General features: G+C 52.6%; 12 protein-coding genes. 8 read left to right on the top strand and 4 right to left on the bottom strand.

The window, feature by feature from the left end:
• Window positions 1-4: 4 nt before the first annotated feature.
• Window positions 5-1,048, bottom strand: a complete 1,044-nt coding sequence (sppA, locus tag FYZ48_RS14885) for a signal peptide peptidase SppA (RefSeq protein ID WP_149341658.1) — start codon at window positions 1,046-1,048, stop codon at window positions 5-7.
• Between the two features lie 437 nt (window positions 1,049-1,485).
• Between sppA and FYZ48_RS14890 the strand changes: the two genes are divergently transcribed.
• Window positions 1,486-3,408: a hypothetical protein gene (locus FYZ48_RS14890; RefSeq protein ID WP_149341660.1), complete on the top strand. Its 1,923-nt coding sequence runs from the start codon at window positions 1,486-1,488 to the stop codon at window positions 3,406-3,408.
• Between the two features lie 88 nt (window positions 3,409-3,496).
• Here FYZ48_RS14890 and FYZ48_RS14895 read toward each other — a convergent pair whose 3' ends face one another.
• The gene (locus FYZ48_RS14895) at window positions 3,497-4,393 is read right to left on the bottom strand and encodes a phytoene/squalene synthase family protein (RefSeq protein ID WP_149341662.1); all 897 of its coding nucleotides are present in this window, start codon (window positions 4,391-4,393) and stop codon (window positions 3,497-3,499) included.
• 448 nt (window positions 4,394-4,841) lie between these two features.
• On the opposite strand from FYZ48_RS14895, the gene FYZ48_RS14900 reads away from it, so the two are divergent.
• From FYZ48_RS14900 to FYZ48_RS14910, 3 genes are all read left to right on the top strand, one after another.
• Window positions 4,842-5,744, top strand: coding sequence for a DUF1559 domain-containing protein (locus FYZ48_RS14900; protein WP_149341664.1), 903 nt, complete (start codon window positions 4,842-4,844; stop codon window positions 5,742-5,744).
• A 179-nt stretch (window positions 5,745-5,923) separates the two neighbouring features.
• Window positions 5,924-7,597: a CehA/McbA family metallohydrolase gene (locus FYZ48_RS14905; protein WP_149341666.1), complete on the top strand. Its 1,674-nt coding sequence runs from the start codon at window positions 5,924-5,926 to the stop codon at window positions 7,595-7,597.
• Window positions 7,598-7,705: 108 nt separating this feature from the next.
• The gene (locus FYZ48_RS14910) at window positions 7,706-7,963 is read left to right on the top strand and encodes a hypothetical protein (RefSeq protein ID WP_149341668.1); all 258 of its coding nucleotides are present in this window, start codon (window positions 7,706-7,708) and stop codon (window positions 7,961-7,963) included.
• A gap of 17 nt (window positions 7,964-7,980) precedes the next feature.
• On the opposite strand, the gene FYZ48_RS14915 is transcribed toward FYZ48_RS14910, so the two are convergent.
• Together FYZ48_RS14915 and FYZ48_RS14920 are read right to left on the bottom strand one after the other, a co-directional pair.
• Window positions 7,981-10,458 carry a CehA/McbA family metallohydrolase gene (locus FYZ48_RS14915; protein ID WP_149341670.1) on the bottom strand — a complete coding sequence of 826 codons (2,478 nt, stop codon included), beginning with the start codon at window positions 10,456-10,458 and terminating at the stop codon, window positions 7,981-7,983.
• 39 nt (window positions 10,459-10,497) lie between these two features.
• A complete protein-coding gene (locus FYZ48_RS14920) occupies window positions 10,498-11,685 on the bottom strand; it encodes an aldose epimerase family protein (RefSeq protein ID WP_149341672.1) in 1,188 nt (395 codons plus the stop codon).
• A gap of 588 nt (window positions 11,686-12,273) precedes the next feature.
• On the opposite strand from FYZ48_RS14920, the gene FYZ48_RS14925 reads away from it, so the two are divergent.
• The 4 genes from FYZ48_RS14925 (at window position 12,274) to dnaA (ending at window position 16,419) form a co-directional block, all read left to right on the top strand.
• Window positions 12,274-12,906, top strand: coding sequence for an RNA polymerase sigma factor (locus tag FYZ48_RS14925; protein ID WP_145181069.1), 633 nt, complete (start codon window positions 12,274-12,276; stop codon window positions 12,904-12,906).
• Window positions 12,907-12,912: 6 nt separating this feature from the next.
• A complete protein-coding gene (locus FYZ48_RS14930; protein ID WP_145037034.1) occupies window positions 12,913-13,488 on the top strand; it encodes a hypothetical protein in 576 nt (191 codons plus the stop codon).
• Between the two features lie 53 nt (window positions 13,489-13,541).
• On the top strand, window positions 13,542-14,549 hold the full coding sequence (locus FYZ48_RS14935; RefSeq protein WP_149341674.1) for a GNAT family N-acetyltransferase: 1,008 nt from the start codon (window positions 13,542-13,544) through the stop codon (window positions 14,547-14,549).
• A gap of 346 nt (window positions 14,550-14,895) precedes the next feature.
• Window positions 14,896-16,419, top strand: a complete 1,524-nt coding sequence (gene dnaA, locus FYZ48_RS14940; protein WP_149341676.1) for a chromosomal replication initiator protein DnaA — start codon at window positions 14,896-14,898, stop codon at window positions 16,417-16,419.
• Window positions 16,420-16,422: the final 3 nt, after the last annotated feature.

The following is a 16,422-nucleotide window of genomic DNA, read 5'->3' on the forward strand; positions in this document are numbered from 1 at the left end:
CAGCTTATTGCAGCCCCGGTACATCTCCGAGCCAGGAGGTATAATACATCGCCCGGGGTACGGTGGATTCGAGCAGCGCCTGTTTACGGTTTTCCACCTGCCCCGCTTCAGCAGTGCTGAGCAGAATATCTGCCAGCGAAGCCGGATGCGTGTATCGTATCACACGAACTTTCTCGAGTCCCGTTTTTTTCTGCAAATGGGCAATCGCATCTTCCTGATAGCCGATTTCATCGATCAAGCCATTCGCTTTGGCATCGGTGGCGGTGTAAATCTGCCCGGTCGCCAGTTTCTTGACCTGCTCATAATCCAGATCTTTGCGGTTGTCGGCAATGATGTTGATGAATCGCTGATACGACTCATCCAGGATATGGTCCCAGACATCTCGTTCCCGTTTGGTCATGTTCCGGAACGGATTCAACGCATCTTTGAACTCTCCTGTTTTCAGCGGATCGGAAACGATGCCGACCTTATCTGCCAGGCCACTCAAATCGAAGCGGGGAATGATCACTCCTAAAGATCCCGTCCAGGTGGTCGGCTCGGCGAAAATCACTCCGTCGGTCCCAGCCCCCATGGAGACATAGTATCCCCCTGAAGCTGCCATCCGTTTCATCGAAACCGCAATCGGCTTCTTTTCGCGCAGTTCGACCAGGCGATGATAAATCTGATGGCTGTCTGCGACCAAACCGCCGGGGCTGTCGACTTCAAGCAGCACGGCTTTGACCTGGTCATCTTTGTCAGCCTGCTCGATTGCTCTGAGAATCCGTTCCGTGAACGGCGGCATGATCGTTCCTGAAATGGTTACGATGGCGATTTTCTGCTCAGCGAACTGATCGCCACTCTCAAACTGCTCAGAGGGTCCATCGCTGGAGGCGAAGAACTCCTGGTACATGGCGTAGAAACCCAGGTTAAACAGGACAGACACCAGTAACAGCAGCAACAGAATCCGAGCCAGCCAGTTCCTGCGGGGAGGTTTAGGCGGTGGTGGAGGCCCCTGATGCAGATCGGATTCCGGCCGGGGAGCCTCTCCTGCGGGCTTTGGGTCTGTCATTTGATCTAACTCCTTGATTTCATGTGGTTTGCTGTCGACACACAGAACAAAGTCCTCGCTGAATTACTCTGAATTCAGGCGAAAATCACTGAATCGCCCCACTGTCAAAATAGCAAACCTGCAGACCATAGCAAGACTGCAATGAGCTTGTCGATAAAAACGGTCATCCGGGTTGTCGCGAAGATCCCGCCAGAATCTGATTCTACAATCGCCATAGGCATCAAAACCGGAGCAGCTTAACGACGATAGAAACACGCAGCAGGGATTATTCTGCATGATTGTGTCGATTATGCGGAACCAACCATTTGAAAGCAATATTCCGATTAATGAAGTCTTGTCGATTCAGGAATTCATTCAACCGGGAACTTTATTGAACACCCGCCAGCGACCTTAGTCGCCCCGGAGTTCAAAACTCAGGAACCAGGAGATTTCAGGAGATGAAAGCAGGAACTCGCTTCTCCGCTCGCGTATTGATTTTCAGCGCGATTTCTGGCTTAGTGCTGACGAATTCGAATTTACTGACTGCGGACGACACCGCCGTTCAGATCAATTCTTTTAAGCCGCGCAGCACCAGAACAGAGCGGAACCCACAGAATACACTCAAGAATGCGATTCAACGTGAAATGCACTCTGCACGTCACGTGAGCGAGCCACGGGTTCGTTTTCCGCAGAAGAACACTAAAATTCAGCAGGTGAATCACCAGCCTGGTGAAATTCAACAGGTCGGATTCACTTTGGATCCTCGTTCGCTATTCCAGAAAAAGAGTAGCAGCAAGGAACAGCAGAAGCCCGAACAGAAACGACAGATCGTTGTGCCTGGCAGCGGACAACCCTCCGCTCCTCAGTACAAGACAGCTGTTCCACAGGCCACAGCCAAGCCGGGACAGAGTGAGATCCAGCGTCAGTTGGAAGCTTTGTACCGTCGTGATGGTCGACAGATGCCTCCGATGTCGGTGCAGTCTCTTCCCAAAACCGCAAACGGTGGATCTGCTGCAGGTCGGGGAACTGTCAATCAGCAGCCTGCAGCTCAGGCTCAGAGCACACCAGCTCAATCGGCTCCAGCTCAGACACCTGCCACTCCTCGGAACGTAGTCGTAATGCCTCAACAGCAGGTACCACCGGCTCCCGAAGAGCGGAAATGGTATGACAAGTTTCTGCCTGGCAAAACCAAGCAGACTCCCAAACGACTGCCTCAATCGAATCAGGTTGTTAAAAAAGCACCCGTCGATTCACCGGCTGTCGAAGAAGTTCAAACCTCAGCAGCTCCTGAGCTGCCTCCCGCACCGGCTCCTGAGTCTGTCGTAACCACACCGACTGCAGACGATGAAGCGAAGTTCACGAAATCCATGGTTCCTTCACAGGAAGAACTGGATGAAGAAGCTCGCGAAGAGCTGGAAGAAGCAGCTGAGGAAGCAGCCGAACGCCTGGAAGAGCAGAAAATCGCTGCTGAAAAGGCAGAAAAGATGCTGAAAGAAAAAGCCGCTGAACTGCCTCTCATCGTTGAAGAGAAAACAGTAGAAGTTGTAGAAGAAAAAGTTGCTAAAAACCCGGAAGATGATTTCAACAATCTGTTTCCCGAAATGTCGGAAGAAGAAGCAGACGGTATGAAGAAGCCGGTTGAGAAAACTTCTACACCACAGACCCCATTCAGTGGTCTTGTTCTGGAAGAAAACAATAAAGAAGTGGCTCCGGAAAAGGCTGAAACCAAGACCGAGCCTGTGATGGAGAAAGCAGCTGAAGTGGCCCAGGAAACACCAGCTAAAGAGGTGAATCCCTTCGAACCACAACCACAGCCTGCTGCTCCGGAAACGAAAACTGAAGAGAAGAACCCGTTTGCAGTGCCTGCTCCCCAGATCGCAGAGAGTGAAAAAGCAGCACAGCCGAAGACTCCTCAGGTAGAAGACAATCCCTTTAAAGCAGAACCAGAACCCAAACTGGAAACGCCTGCTCCGCAACCTGAAAAACAGGTCGCCAAGACTGAGCAGGACAGCACTGTGGAAAAGAAAATGGCTATGATCGCCAGCCGGGGAAATATCAAAGGGTTGAAAGGCTTCTGTCCGGTCGCCCTGCGAGACAACCGACTGCTCGTCGATGCCCGTCCGGAATTCAGTTCCTCGTACAAATCCATGAACTATCAGTTCGCCTCACTCGAGAACAAACTGAAGTTCGACCGGGAGCCTGCTAAATACGCACCGGCTGCCGGCGGAAGTGACATTGTTCTCCTGGTTGACAATCAGGATGACAAAGAGGGAACACTGGATTTTGCATCCTGGTACAAGGGCCGACTCTACCTCTTCAGTAGCCAGAAGAATATGGATGTGTTTATGAAAACACCAGCCCTGTATGTTGGTGTCGAATAAAAAGTGAGCTTTGTTCCTGCTGCTCCTGGTAAGCCTCCGATAATCTTTCCGATTATCGGGGGCTTTCTTTGTTGAGCGGCCAGACAATTCAGCGGGCCGCCCGTCCGGAAAACCAGCGGGACGCGATCAGTGCTTCGCCGGCGATCAGCAGCTTCCTCCAGCGGGGAAGCCCGGCCCGGGTGGTATAGACCTGATAATCCAGTCTCTCAATCTCGTTGAGAATGCCGCCGTAGATCTGATGCATGGCTTTGAGAATGCGTCGTCCCTCGGGTGAAATGTATTCAAACAGCCGTTCTGAATTCTGATAATAGACGCGGGCCCGATCCACCTCGAACTGCATCAGCTCGCGAAAGCGCTGGTCATACACACGGGCCTGAATATCAGACTGACGGTAATCGAAGCGGTGCAGATCTTCCTGAGGCAGATAGACACGCCCCAGGTCAGCATCTTCCGCCAGGTCTCTGAGAATATTGGTCAACTGAAATGCCAGACCACATTCGATGCTGGCTTCCACTGCACGATCATCGTGAAATCCCCAGATGTGAATGCAGCACAAGCCGACGACTCCCGCCACGTGATAACAGTAATCTGCCAGATCATCAAAGGTCTGGAAAGTAACGGGCTTCAGATCGGATTCCACGCCTGTGATCACATCAAAAAAATAGTGGACGGGAATCTCATACCGCTGGATCATGTCGACGACAGCCGGCAGGCAGGGATGAAACTCCTCACTCTGATCCAGTGGCTGCTGATCCAATGCACGCTGTAATTCTTGACGCCAGCGTATCAGGGCGGCTCCTCGTTCTTCAAGCGAGAGTTCCGGACTGTCGCCGAGATCATCGACCAACCGCATGTAAGCATACAAGACACACATCGCCCGGAACTGTTCTTTGCGAAGTGCCAGAAACGAGTAATAGAAATTCCCCGCGGTCTGTTTTGCCAGTTGCTGGCAGTAGGCATAGGAATTTTCCAGGTTAGTCGTCATGACGCCTCGGCGACCGCTATCTTGATTTCAGGGAGTTCAGGGTGGAATCGACATCATAACCGCCGCCCCGTCAAATTCAAATCGGCGACGCCCCGGTGCATGTCGCTGTGATACACCGGAAATCCAAAGGTTCGGATTGTCAGCCGGAGAAACGGAAAACGGGGAAAATCAGCAGCCATCCCCGAGTCCGGTTCTCAGTCTTTTCCAAAAGAAATCGACTTGATTTTGCCGTAGCCCTGCGAAAAATAGACAAACAGAGCCCAAGGCCCCCTCTTACTCCCGAGCGTCCGCCCTATAGCTTCTGTTCAGTTATTTATACACAAAGTGATGCACACAGAAAGTTAATGCAATTTACTTGCAATTAACATTGACTTCTGCAAAACATTTGCAACAATGATCGTATTGTTTCATCAAGTGTTATCTTTATATTACGCTCTGGAGTCCTCACATGCGAAAAGCCAGTAATACCCGCCGCGGCTTTACCTTGATTGAACTGCTGGTGGTGATCGCCATTATTGCCATCCTGATCGCCCTGCTCCTCCCTGCTGTGCAACAGGCCCGCGAAGCGGCCCGCCGCAGCCAATGTAAGAATAATCTCAAGCAGATCGGTCTGGCCCTGCATAATTATCACGAAACCCATGGACTGTTCCCTTCCGGCTGGATTGGAGTTCAGCCCGGTGTGGGTCCCAATGTCGAATACGGCAGCGGCTGGGGCTGGGGAACAATGATCCTGCCTTATCTCGATCAAAGCCCGCTGTATAACCAGATCAACTTTAATCTGGCGATTAACGATCCTGCTCAAACTCCCGGCATCATTGATGTCTCCCTATCGGTTTATCGCTGCCCCTCTGATCCCTCCTCACAAACTTTCGAACTGGAGGAAGAAGGCAGTCCCGGGACCGTGCTCGCGACACTCGCCACCGGAAACTACGTCGGTGTCTTCGGTGATGAGGAGCTCGACAGCTGCGACTCTGTTCCCGCTGGTTCCACCTGTAAAAGCACAGGCGTGTTCTATCAGAACAGCAATACCCGTTTCCGCGACATCACTGACGGTACCTCACAGACCGTTTTTGTGGGCGAACGCAAAACGAATGCAGACCTGGGCTGGCACTCCACCTGGGTGGGCGTCGTACCCGAGGGTGAAGAGACCTTTGCCCGTCCGCTGGGAGCCACCGACCATCCCCCGAATGATCCTGCTGCCCACTTTGACGATTTCAGCAGCCATCATACAGGCGGAGCCCAGTTCCTGTTTGGAGACGGCCGCGTACGCTTCATCTCAGAAAATATTGATGAAGGCGTCTATCGATCACTCTCCAGCATCCGCGGCGGTGAGATCACCAACTTCGAATAAAACTTATTGAAACCATACATGACAGTGTGCGAACTGAACGGTCTGACAGGATTTTCCCTGTCAGACCGTTTTTTATTTTGATGATCAAGCCAGTCTCCTTTGCAGTGAACGTGTCTCCCGACTACCCTTGAGAAGTCAGATTCAGACTATGAGCCAAGACTTCTCCCCGGGAGGATTGCATGATGCGACTGCTTCGAACCCCGCTTGTGTGCACTCTGATCCTGCTGTTCTGTTGGTGGAGCAGCCCCGCGAATGCGGATCTGGCCCTGCTGCAGATTCCGGAGAAACCAGATCCCGCTGCATCAGAGAAAGCGGACCTCTGCCAGATCGCATTCAAGCTTACCGAAACTCAGTCAGGCCAGCAGCAAGTCGTACCGGGCATGCTGCGAATTCGGGACACCCAGGGAAAATTGATTCCGCTTCCGGAACTGCTGAATCGGGGAACCGGAGTGAACTCCCGCCCGGAATCTGAACGAGCCGGGATTCACAGCTGGTTCGTGATCCCCGGCGAAGTTCAGTTATCCGTCCCTCGTTCCCGACTGACGCTGGAAGCCTTTTCCGGTCTCGCCACAGAACTCACTCGAACAGAAATCGATCTCACGGGGAAGTCATCCGCGGAAATCACTCTCAAATTGAAACGATTCGCAGATCTCTCACCGGAATGGAAAACGGCCAACACCCATCTGCACCTGATGAAGCTCAGCCGCGAGGAGTGTGACCGCTATCTACAGCAGATCCCCGCTGCGGATCGACTGGACCTCGTATTCGTCTCCTATCTGGAACGCGCGATTGCCGACAAGACCTATATTACGAATCGCTACTCCAAGCAGGATCTGCAGGCATTATCCCGATCGGCCGGAGTGCAGTTTGGCTGGGGAGAGGAGCATCGTCATAACAGCACCGGTTACGACGAGGGATACGGACACGTGATGCTGCTCGATATCCAGCGGTTGATTCAGCCCGTGAGTATTGGTCCCGGGATTATGAAACAGGGGACGGACGGCATTCCGCTGGCACGGGGAATTCGCTCGGCACTGGCTGACCAGGCGACCGTTGTCTGGTGCCATAATGCCTGGGGGCTGGAATCGACGCCGAATTTCCTGGCAGGCCGCGTGCATGCTCTCAACATCTTTGATGGAGGGACACGCAGTACCTACGAAGACAGCTTCTATCGCTATCTGAACGCAGGCTGTCAGGTTCCTTTTTCCACCGGCACCGACTGGTTCCAATATGATTTCTCGCGCGTCTATGCTCGCCTGCAGCAGCCGCTCACTCCGGCCTCGTGGCTGGAGAGCCTGAGGTCAGGGCGAACCTTCATTACCAATGGTCCCCTGCTCGATCTGCATATCAACGGGAAATCGGTCGGCGATCAGCTTGAACTCTCACCGGGACAGAATCGCGTGACAATTCAGGCCACGGGACGGGGACGGCTTGATTTCCAGAAACTGGAACTGATTCACAACGGCAAAGTCATCCAGACCGAGAGTACAAAACCCGTCGGAAAACACTTCGAGGCACACTTCGACTTGAATCTGGAAATTGACGAACCGGGGTGGATCGCGGTTCGTACTCCTTCCCCTTCAGTTCCCCAGGATCCCCAGCGACAACAACAGACGCCCCTCAATGAATATGGGCGTGAGCTGTTTGCCCATACCAGCCCGATTTATCTGAAATGGAACGGACAAGCATACTTTGATCTGACACAGGCCAGAGCGTTTCTGACAGAGATGCAGCAGAACCGGAAAAAAATCGCCAGTCAGTTTCTTTTCGCTGATCCGCAGGAACGGGCGGCTGTGCTGGATGTGTATTCGGACGCCATCGAGGTACTGCAAAACAGACTCAATTCCCCCTAAACTCATCCCCAACATCGCTTGAGCCAGCCAGCTGTTTTTTTTAGAATAGGCAATCTGGCAGGAATCGTACTCTCACCTGCTGCTTCAGCTTTAGAAAGTGTTTTAGATATGAATCGATTCAATCTCGCTCTGGCGATGATCATTACCGTGGCTCACAGTTCCCAGGTTTTTGCACATCCGGGCCATGGCACCAGCCAGCCTGCCAATCCGCATGGCATTCTGCATTACCTCACAGAGCCGGTTCACCTGGTCCCCTTTGCAGCGATCGCCCTGTTCGCCGCCACTGTGGTGATTGGTAAAAAAGTAGTGCAGCGTTCACGCATCCAGAAGCAGAAGGCTGTTCGCTCTACTGACCTCTCTAAGTAAGTCAGATCGATTCTGCTTTACTGGGCCGCTTCCTGCGCCCGCTTGATATAACTCTGAATGGCCCGCTGATAGGTTTCTTCGGCGGCGGGCCGTTCGCGATCTGCGATTTTCTGATGACGGTTCTTCCAGAGTAATTTGATTGTCTCCGCACACCAGAGTGCACTTTCCCGTGAAGCGCGAATCGGACGTTGATCCACAATTACATTCACCGGATTGGTATGCAACTGCGGAAACTGACGCAAAGCAATCCAGCTACTCTGTAACACGGGAACCGTGAACTTCAGGTCATGCACCTGACCATCCGCGGGAACTTTCTTTCGCGCGACCACCTCGCCGTTCCTCACGATCTCTACCAGCCGCTCGCCCCCGGTGACGTATTCCGAATTACGCGGTGCGTGCAGGACACGCGTGTCTCCCACAGCCCGTTTTCCTTCGGGGGGATCCAGCAGACCATAGGCGACCGCTCGAGGAGTCTCTGCGGCAAACGCGACCTTCGCAGTAATCTCTACCTGCCCCGGTTCTTTGAGCTGGACATCCTCAAAGCCGGGGGACTGGCCACCGACCTGAAATTCCAGTGCGTGCGCGTAGCCGTCTGAAACATAGGATCGCCCCTGTTGAATTCCCCGACACCACTCCGGGAAATCGACTTCGTCGACATCCCCCAGATTTACGTAGACGCGCCCCTGACCGACCCGACGACTGCTCATACAGGGAAAGTCGGTTTCTCCGCTGACTTTGAGGGGATAGCCACAATTCAAAATGTGGTACCAGGTATTCCACTCCGGAATCCGTTCGGTATCCATGGCACTCACAAAATCGCAGACACCTTCGGCGGTGCTGACACAGATCTCCATGGCACCTCCGCCGTTCATCTCGGGTACTGCCAGGTTCGGTAATTCATCAGCAGCCTGTTCCAGTGCGCGTGTCAGTTCCTGTTCATTGAGTTGGCCATCACCGTCTTCGTCAATGGATGCGAACGTTTTCGGTAACAGGCCCTGGCTGGCTTCTTCTGCGTTGATCGATTCAGACTGATCACGATCCAGTTCATTGATCATTCTGATCGCCGCCTGGGGTGGATTGACCCGCAGGGCCGAATGGGGGTAGCCGGTAACGCCCCCCTGCTCCTTACACCATCTTAAGACAGGCACTGTCCAGCTGGGCCAGCCTTTGACCGTTCCCAGGGTGCCGGGATAGGTCTGATTCTGCAGATTCAAGAGACAGACATGTCCCAGGGCGGCCGATCCGAAGCCGCTGATCTCCAGGTCGTATTTCAAAATCGTCAATGGTTCACTGACGCGGTCGGCTGAGGATGAAAAAAACTGTCTTTGCACATCAAAGCAGGGCCCCCAGGTCAGCACGCAGCCGACGTTCAGCCCTTCTCCTTTGACCTGCTTGAACATATCCAGCGGAGTGACACCCTTGGTCGGATTATCGTAGTGGGCACAACCAGCTGCGTGAATATGATGATCCCCGGAATAGAATCCATAATCGCGCGGATTCAACCAGCGCTGCAGATTGACTTCTACGGTCTGCGGTTCTGAGGCAGAAACAGAAATCTTTCGAGTCAGTCGCTGGTATTCGGGACCGCGGCTATATTCCATTTCCAGTTCACCGGCTGGCAAGAGAACGGTTTCGCCGTCCTGTCGATAAATCTGTGGCTGAAAAAAGAAATCGGGAGCCAGCCGTTTGGCCTGCAGTGGGTAAACCCGCTTCTGTTGATCGCGGAACTGCAGTCGCGCCGCAGTCGGTTTGCCATCGAAATCCCGGATCGCGAGTTGTACGGGAATCGCCTTTTTCACGGTAAACAAAATCGGTACTTCCCCACGAAACCCGATATCCTGAGTGCCGGCCCCGACATCAAAGCCGAGGGTTGCTTCCCGTTTGCCCGATTCATGGCAATAAATCAAAGCGAGTACATATTCGCATTCCAGCCCACTCAGACGAACCGTCATAGGACTGGCCTGGAACAGTTCAACTTCCAGAAAGCGATCTGAGGCGGATTGTTTATTCTCGTTCTGATTGAGTTCGGTTTGCGCCTGCCGTTTCAGGCTGTTAAGCGCAGCTCCCGAATAGACGGCACCTGCCTGCGGACTGGAAATCTGCAACTGACGGGTCACCGTACTCTGATTGATCACCTTGATCAGAAAAGGCGTAAAGCCCCCCTGCTGGAGAACTGCTTGTGCAGGCCCCCGGGCGACTTTGGTTCGGACTTCGGGATTCAGCGAGACCACACACAGGACTTCGGGATCGAGTAGTTTCTGAATCTGTCGTGCATCGCGCTGTTCGCTGGCGGCAGTCAGTTTTTGCACCAGATCGTCAGACAGCGGGGCTCCCAGATAATCCAGGGCAGAGATCAATCGTTTAACATTGGCCCCCAGCGGCTGACCTTCGACATCAACCACCTCCACGGATTCGGCTGCCAGCAGGTAATTCTTGCCTGGTACAACCAGCAACAAAACAGTCAGCAGCGCAGCAGGCAGCAATCGCAAAACCATGATGGCCCTTTCTCAAGTTTGAAAGTCCGCTCTCGAAGCTTATTCGACTGAGAATTTATGGATGGTCGTCTGCTCGTAGACTTCACCCGGTTTGAGGATCGTATTGGGAAACTCAGGCTGATTCGGAGAGTTCGGGAAATGCTGTGCTTCCAGACAGAAACCGCCATGCTTGGGAAAGCCGCCGCTAGCCGGAGTGCCATCCAGAAAATTCCCGGTGTAAAACTGCACGCCCGGTTCTGTCGTATAGACTTCCATCACGCGTCCCGATACCGGATCTTTTGCCCGAGCGGTCAGAGCAGGCTGTTTTTCCGCCGGATTGACAACCCAGCAATGATCATAGCCACCCTCGACCTGGTCAATGCGTTCGCCGATCTTGTGAGTGGAAGTAAAGTCCATCGGCGTCCCTTTGACCGGAGCCAGTTCACCAGTAGGTATCGCTTCGTCTGATACCGGGAGATATTTGTCACAGTTTAACAACAGTTCGTGATCCAGAACCGTTCCGTCCCCGGCTCCCGACAGATTCCAGTAGCAGTGATTGGTTACATTAATAGGAGTCGCTTTGTCTGTCGTCGCCGTGTAGTCGATCTTGAGCTCATTTTCGTTGTTGAGGGTATAGACGACTTTCAAAGTCAGTTTGCCCGGATACCCCTCTTCACCATCCGGACTGACCAGGCTCAGGCGAACGCCTACCGCGTCTTTGTCGGAAAATTTTTCTGCCGCCCAGACCTTTTTATCGAATCCAGATTCGCCACCGTGCAGGTGACTGGGTGGATTGTTCTGGGCGAGCTGATATGTTTTGCCATCCAGTTCGAATTTGCCGTCTTTAATCCGGTTCGCATAACGGCCACAGATGGCGCCGAAGTAAGGACCTTTCTTTTCATATCCGGCCAGGGAATCAAAGCCAAGTGTGATGTTTTCCGTTTTACCGTCCCGGTCCGGCAGATAGATGGCGGTCACAATCGCACCAAGGTTGATGATGCTGACACTCGTCCCTTTATTATTGGAGAGCAGAAACTGGGTAATATCCTGACCGTCAGCGGTGGTCCCATATGGTTCACTTTGTACGGCCAGCTGAAATTCACTTCCGGCATTCATTTCGGCATCCTTAGTTTGTTCTTGATCTACAGCAGTTTGAGAAGGGTCAGCGGGCGGAGTTTTCTCCCCGGCACAACCTGCCAGCAGAATCAGGGCACTCAACAGTCCGCTGCAGCATTTCCATCGATTCATCACTGTGTTCTCTCCTCAGACCCGGTTATCTGGACCAGTTTAATCCTGCTCAATTACTCCAGACCAGAATAACAAATCCATGCGTAAATGTAATGCAGAATGAGGATTTGTTCGTCTGGTCCCTGACTGACTGAATCGGGTTCAGATGAATGAAGGGCGACTCGCAAAGGAGAGTCAGCAGCACACCAGTTGGTGCCAGCCTGTCAGGCCTGATCCTTCCTTTTCAGAGGGGCCTCGGACCTGGGATGTCCTGGAGAAAAAATATTGTTGATTCCCGCTCAATCGACAGCGGAATTTTAAAGGATGTTACGTAATGGCAACTGGACACTAAAATTAGGTTAATAATTCAAGACACTAGAGTTAACGGACACTATAACCCAATATTATTTAATAACTTAGGGAATAATCCCCTGAAAGATCTGATTCCTCCCCAAAATAGGGATTTGACAGGTATAATTAAAGACAGGCGCGTTGTTCTGGGAAAACTTTGGATTCCGTTACAAAATCTTTAGTAAATTCCATCAATCCTCCTCCCTCTGACGTAATAAGAACAAAGCGTGTCATTTAACGCGGAGAGGGGAGGTAGACATGCAGTTACAAATGGTCGATAAGAAAATAGAGCAACGAGAATCTCTGGCTTCGGGCGGTGTCATCAGTGACGCACGCCTCGTAGAAGCTGCTCGTAAAGGCGACGACAGCGCATTCGGCGAACTGGTCCTGCGCTATGAACGCCGACTGATTCGTGTACTGATTCAGTTTGTCAAAAGCCCCGAGTTGGCTGAAGATCTGGCTCAAGATACGTTTCTGAAGAGCTACGAGCGGCTTGATCAGTTCGATACATCCAGGAGATTTGGTCCCTGGTTGTTCCGGATTGGAGTCAATCAGGCATTGGACTATCTGCGTAAACAAAAACGGAGAGGCTGGTGGTTGTTATTCAGTGACAGCCCCTCAGATACTCCGTTCGATCCTTCTGTTCCTGACCCCAGGAACAAGATCGACATCAACCAGGAAGTTCAAGCCATTCTGGAAGAGATTCCCGAAAAGTACCGTACCGTGCTCGTACTGCGAGATCTGGAGAATTTCTCCACTTCTGAGATTGCTGCCATTCTGGATCGGAAAGAAGCAACCATCCGCTGGCGGCTGGCAGAAGCCAGAAATCGTTTTCAGAAATTATGGTCTCATCGGCAAAACGTTGAAAATTCCATGTCGGGCAAGGAATAATAAGACATGTATTGCACACAATGTAACGGTCTGAAATCGCGCGTCGCTCTGGCAGTCGGCAACGACCTGTCGGGCGAAGAACTGGAGCTACTGGAAAAGCAGCTGAAAAACTGTGACCAGTGCCGCGCACAATATGAAGAGCTACAGAAAAGTTATTCTGCACTGCAGCAACAGTTAGACAGTGCACCAGTCCCTTCACTCCAGGACAGTGTCTGGCCCCAGGTTTCGGCCAAGATTGCAGCACGACGGAGGAGAAACCGACCAACCCGGTTTAACTTTCTGCTTCCGACGCTGACAACCGTAGCCTGCTGTCTGGCACTGCTGCTGGTCACGGGACAGCCCCGTTATGATCTCGGTCCGCACGATGCTGCAGAATCGATTCATCCGTCAGCACCGGTAGGGTGGATGGGTAACGACTCGCACTTAAGCCCGGTCGATAACCCGATCCGGGATTTCCACGATCAACAGTGGGGTGCGTCGAATCAGACTATCGACAACAGCAACAATCCCTACGGTTATAATTTACCACGGCTGAAACACGACAGCTCGAGCCCTTATCAGCTGCACTCCGTGAAATTCTAACTTCGACTCATCTTTACTGAACTCAGGCTGGTCAATCGACCAGCCTTTTTTTTATGATATCCAGACTAGCCGCTGAACTGCGGCTGACGGGTGACTTCAATCAGTTTCGGATATCTACACCTCCCATGTCGATCACGGTCTCACTTGCCTCAGCGGAAGAGCTTCCCGAAGCCTCCGCCTTTATCTTTGCCGATGCTCCAGAGACCGAGCGTGAAATACAGATCCAGGAGTTTCAGAAAACTATCTCGGCTGGGCAGGAAGGACAGAACCAGGTTCTACTGGCCCATGAAGCCGGACTGCTGCTCGGGGTCGGAATCCTGGTCTTTTCCGATCCCGCCACTTCCTGTCTCTGGCCCCCCTTTACCTCGCGGAAGGACTGTGCCGATGAGATTCTGCAGGAAATGGCCCGGCGAATCGATGAGTCCGGGGTCAGTATCGGCCAGGTGCTGATCGATCCGGCACAACTTCACACCCGTCGCCTGCTCACACGAAACGGGTTTCCGCACCTCACGAATCTTCAGTTCATGCGGCACCCGCTGAGCAACCTGCCGTCGACAGAGTCGCTGAAAGAGAAACAGATTGAACCGGTCCGTTTCGATGCCGTGCAGAACCGTCAGCGATTTCTGGATATGCTGGAATTGACGCACCAGGAATCTCACGACTGCCCTGCTCTGAATCAGGTACGCACAGCTGAGGAATCGCTGGAATCGCACCGCAGTTCAGGGGACTCGGACCAGGCCCACTGGTACCTGTTTCAAAGGGGAGAAACCGACCTGGGCATTTTACTCCTGTCTGAACATCAGTCCGATTTGAGTTGGGAAGTCGTTTACATGGGGGTCGCTCCGGACCAGCGGGGACAGGGTACAGGTTCTGCGATGATCCAATTCGGACTGGAGCAGGCACGAGCATACAATCAGTCTGCGTTAACTCTCGCCGTGGATCACAAAAATTCCTATGCGATAAAGATTTATGAAGAGTTGGGTTTTGTCAGACAAAACACATTAAGCGTCCACGCGCGACTTCGTTCCCAATTCCCGGGAAAAAAACCGAAATTTAATTAACACGTTTTCGACAGCGTGAAGCGGGGCTTCCAAAAATATTTTCTCCGCGGGATGTCATTTTCTACTGGTAAAACAGTGTTTGATTTCGGTCTGAAAAATCTCAAAAAATTCCGCGCTGTTTCCGTTTGACTCTCCAGCAATTCAGGCTAGTATCAGAACCACTGAATGAGTAACCGCAGTGTCGCCGAAGTCAATGCCTGAGAACTTTACGATGCTGTTAACAATGGAGCTTTATAGCGCATCATTTCCAAATAAACCTCACTACCATACACGACTTTGAGAGAGCAGGATTTGGCTCTTTCTACCATTATGGACGGAGACGGTGCGCGCGGGGGGAGGGTGCAAGATGCAACCCACGTCTTTGGCAGTGGAGGGTACGTTTTGCGATTCTGCAAATCGACCAACGGAAGCCAAGCTGGGGCCAGCAACAACCGGGTCAGAGGAGCAATCAATTTATCGGTTGCTCGCACAACAAGTCGGTGAACGTGGTTTCCAGAACTGGTTCGCAGGAAAAGTCAGACTCAAACTGGATGGCAATCTGCTGATTGTCGGCGTTGCCAGTCCGTTTCTGCTCACCTGGATGCAGAAAAAATTCGCCTCGAAAATCTATGCCACCGCGATTGCCTGCGTGGGACCTTCTGCTGAATACCGGCTGGAAGTTGAACCGGAACTGGCTGCCCTGACCAGTTCTGCTGAAGAGAGCCAGCAGAAATCTGGCAGCAAGTCGACTTCTTCTGGTAACGTTCCATTTGTTGAGCGGAAGGCATCTGCTCCATCCGTGAGTTCCCAGAACCCGAACTCAGTGGCACGGCAGTCAAACCCGTTTCGCGGCAGACGCTTTGCGGACCTGTCTACCTTCGTCAAAGGTAAGTCGAACCAACTGGCTTACATTGCAGCAACCCAGGCCAGCGATGAACCGGGCGCACTTTACAATCCGCTGTTCATTCATGGCGGCGTCGGCATTGGTAAAACGCATCTGCTGGAAGGCTTCTATCGCAGAGTTCGTCAGCTGTATCCCGCGCTGAATGTGGTTTACCTGACTGCGGAAGCGTTCGGTAACTATTTCTCCAAGGCGCTGCAGGAACGCTCGCTGCCCGGCTTTCGTCAGCGGTTCCGCAATGTTGATGTTTTAATTATTGATGACATCGACTTCTTCGAATCAAAACGCAACTTCCAGGAAGAGTTGCTGCACACGATCAAACATCTGGAAAGCCATGGGCGACAACTGGTCTTTTCTTCAGACCGTCACCCCCGACTGCTGACCAAGATGAGTGAAGAACTGACGACCCGCTTCCTGTCCGGACTGGTCTGTCGCATTGAAGCTCCCGAGAAGGAACTCCGTCTGGAAATCGCCCGTCAGCGGGCTCATAAATTAAAGACACCGATTACCGAAGGGGCACTTGCCTACGTAGCCCGCCGCTTCACCAGCAACGTTCGGGAACTCGAAGGTGCGGTCAACTGTCTGCAGACCTGCCACTTGATGACCGGCCAGAAAGTGACCACCAGCATGGCCCGTCAGGTTCTGGCGGACCTGGAGCGGGATTGCATTCGCATCATCAAGCTGGATGACATCAACCAGATTGTCTGTTCCACATTTGGCGTTTCTGAGGCAGACCTGAAATCGTCACGTCGCGCCCGAAATATCAGCCAGCCCCGGATGCTGGCCATGTTCCTGGCACGCAAACTGACGCAGGCGGCTTACAGCGAAATCGGTGACTATTTCGGCGGACGCAATCACAGCACTGTGATGTCCGCCGAGAAGCAGGTTCGCAAATGGCTGGAGAGCCACTCTTCTATTCAGGTTGCTCTCCAGGAATGGCCAACCGAAGAGATTATCGAATCTCTGGAACAACAGTTACTCGCCAGCTGATTC

This window comes from Gimesia chilikensis (genome assembly GCF_008329715.1).
Lineage (GTDB): Bacteria > Planctomycetota > Planctomycetia > Planctomycetales > Planctomycetaceae > Gimesia > Gimesia chilikensis.